Origin of the sequence: Halobacillus faecis (assembly GCF_007991335.1) — a bacterium.
In the GTDB taxonomy this organism is placed as follows: domain Bacteria; phylum Bacillota; class Bacilli; order Bacillales; family Halobacillaceae; genus Halobacillus; species Halobacillus faecis.
Genome location: NZ_BJYD01000046.1, coordinates 1 through 2,850, shown reverse-complemented (window position 1 = coordinate 2,850; position 2,850 = coordinate 1). Strand labels below are relative to the sequence as shown.

At 43.2% G+C, this 2,850-nt stretch carries 3 protein-coding genes; all 3 read right to left on the bottom strand.

Annotated features, from left to right (window positions below):
- Window positions 1-134: 134 nt before the first annotated feature.
- A complete protein-coding gene (sigG, locus tag HFA01_RS18730) occupies window positions 135-914 on the bottom strand; it encodes an RNA polymerase sporulation sigma factor SigG (protein ID WP_146818891.1) in 780 nt (259 codons plus the stop codon).
- An 82-nt stretch (window positions 915-996) separates the two neighbouring features.
- The gene (sigE, locus tag HFA01_RS18725) at window positions 997-1,716 is read right to left on the bottom strand and encodes an RNA polymerase sporulation sigma factor SigE (protein ID WP_089652821.1); all 720 of its coding nucleotides are present in this window, start codon (window positions 1,714-1,716) and stop codon (window positions 997-999) included.
- An 18-nt stretch (window positions 1,717-1,734) separates the two neighbouring features.
- Entirely contained in the window at window positions 1,735-2,643 is a 909-nt protein-coding gene (gene spoIIGA / locus HFA01_RS18720; protein WP_281290530.1) for a sigma-E processing peptidase SpoIIGA, read from the bottom strand.
- Window positions 2,644-2,850 lie beyond the last annotated feature (207 nt).

Genomic DNA, 2,850 nt, shown 5'->3' with positions numbered 1-2,850 from the left:
ATGGAAAGCGAACCTTTTTCCGGAGCCCCTAGAACCACACAATCGTTTCGAAACTGAGTCTTCCACAATCGTGAGCGTTTGTGGAGGAAGTTTTGGCATAAAAAAAGCTTCTGCGTAGGCAGAAGCTTAAGGGTTCATTGGAACATAGATGAATTCATTTCTTTAATGGCCGCTTTTTCTAACCGCGACACTTGAGCTTGCGAGATTCCGATTTCCTCAGCGACTTCCATTTGCGTTTTCCCTTGGAAGAAGCGTTTCGTCAAAATCATTTTCTCTCGATCGTTCAGTTGCTTCATTCCTTCTCTTAGCGATAGTTCATCAAGCCAAACGGAATCTTTTTCCCGGTCATCTTTTAACTGATCGACCACAAAAATCGGATCACCACCGTCATTATAGATCGGCTCGAAAAGGGATACGGGATCCTGGATGGCATCCATCGCAAAGACTACATCTTCGTGCGGGACTCCCATTCGTTCTGCGATTTCATGAGGAGCCGGATCTTTACTCGTCTCACTAATCATTTTCTCACGCATCTGCAAAGCTTTATAAGCTGTGTCGCGCAAGGATCTGGAAACACGAATCGGGTTGTTGTCTCTTAAGTACCTGCGAATTTCACCAATAATCATAGGTACAGCGTAAGTAGAAAATTTCACATTGTGGCTTAAATCAAAATTATCAATGGATTTCATGAGGCCGATGCATCCCACCTGGAACAAATCGTCTCCATACTCTCCACGATTGTTGAAACGCTGAATAACGGATAAGACGAGGCGGAGGTTGCCATTCACCAGCTGTTCTCTTGCCTCCAGCTCTCCACTTTGCAAGCGTTCAAACAGGTCTCTCATTTCTGCATTTTTCAGTACCGGAAGTTTTGATGTATCTACGCCGCATATCTCTACTTTATGTCGTGTCAATGTAAGACCCTCCCAGGAAGCTGTAATCAGTTCTCAGTATCTCCCTGGGTGGGAAAATTATGCATCAGAGGGTCGTCGGCTGTTAGACCATTTTGTCGAATTCGCGTTGTAGCCGGCGGATAATTTTCTTTTCAAGCCTTGATATATAGGACTGTGAGATGCCCATCATATCTGCCACATCTTTTTGTGTTTTTTCTTTTTTCCCAATTAATCCGAAACGAAGTTCCATGATTTGTTTTTCTCGATCATTTAATTGTTCAAGCGCCGATTTAAGTAATTTCTTATCGATTTTCTTTTCGATACCTTTCGTAATTAAATCCTCGTCTGTCCCTAAAATATCAGATAATAAAAGTTCATTTCCGTCCCAGTCCACATTCAATGGCTCATCAAAGGATACTTCTGTTTTCAACTTATTGCTTTTTCTAAGGTGCATGAGTATTTCATTTTCTATGCAGCGGGAAGCGTAGGTCGCAAGTTTGATTTTCTTTTCCGGATCAAACGTGTTTACGGCCTTGATGAGGCCGATCGTTCCAATACTGATTAAATCTTCTATGTTCAACCCCGTGTTTTCAAACTTCCTGGCGATATAGACGACAAGTCTTAAATTCCGCTCAATGAGCATCGCACGTGCTGCCTTATCCCCTTTGGGAAGAAGTTCAAGCAATTCTCTCTCTTCTTCTCTCGATAATGGTGGTGGCAGGGCTTCACTTCCACCAATGTAATAAATTTCATCTTGTTTAATTCCGAGCTTCATTAGTAAGCGATAATACCATAGGCGTGCTTTAAAGAACCACTTGAACATGGAATCCTCCTCCTGAAATCACGCTGATTTGCCTTTGACCATCAAGTGCGGATGGATAAGCATTTGGTAAAGTCGATCGTGTGTCAAATCCTGTTGCTGCACCCCTAAAAGGGGAGTTTTCATCTCCAAATTGCCTGACTCTGTTTTTACTGTGATCTTATCCACCACTAACGTCACGAGTAACTTTCCTGCAACACCTGCCGCCTGGTAAGGAACAAGCCGTACAGAGGACTGAATCTCATCCGGTAATTCCGCTAAAGCGGTGACGACATGATCCACTTCAAGCTGCTGGATCTGTTCCTTTGATAAAAATTGTTCCCATAAAAAAGAATCTGCGAGAAATACCATTTTCCGACTGATCGGGTCCACGAGCTGGTTTCCGCTATCTACTAAACCTTTGCAGTGAGCGGTCTTTCCATTCCACTCTACGGTTACATCATAAATATCCTCAAGCTTCATTTTATGGACGCTGACTTGATTCAAACGCCATTTCGTAAAAACAAAGGAACAAGGAAAACCAATGATTACAAACAACCAACTGACCGGGTCTCCATACCCACCACTAAATGTTACGATTGAACCCCCTTGTAAGCTGATCTCTGTCGCAAGAAAATAATGAACCCCCATCATGCTTCCACCGATGGCAAAGGTAATAAAATAAAAACTGATCCACTGGACAAAAAATGAACGGAGAGAGGTGTAGGAAAAGGCCACCCAGATGATGAACATCGAAAAAAAGATTTTCCCGAAATTTCCTACAAGCCAGGAATCCGGCATATAAATGGTAATCGGGACGATCGTAGAGGCGACAAACGCCCCAGTGGCCAATCTGATTTTCGATGATTTCGCTCTCGTTATCCCCTGTGTAAGCGATAAGATCATGCCATCCATCAAAAGGTTGAGCAACCAGACAGCATCAAGATAAATGATCCTCTCTCCCCCCTTCTCTTTATCTGCTGTACTGAAAAGTATAAGCCCGTCCGGTTAAAAAGTCTGTCACAATCTGAACCACTGGCTAGCAAGTTTTGTAGAAGGATGGAAAGATCTCTTTTCTCCACAAACGCTCCCGATTGTGGAAAACTTGGTTTCGAGACTTTTTTTGAGCGGGTAGGGCTGCAGGGAATAGCTCGCTTT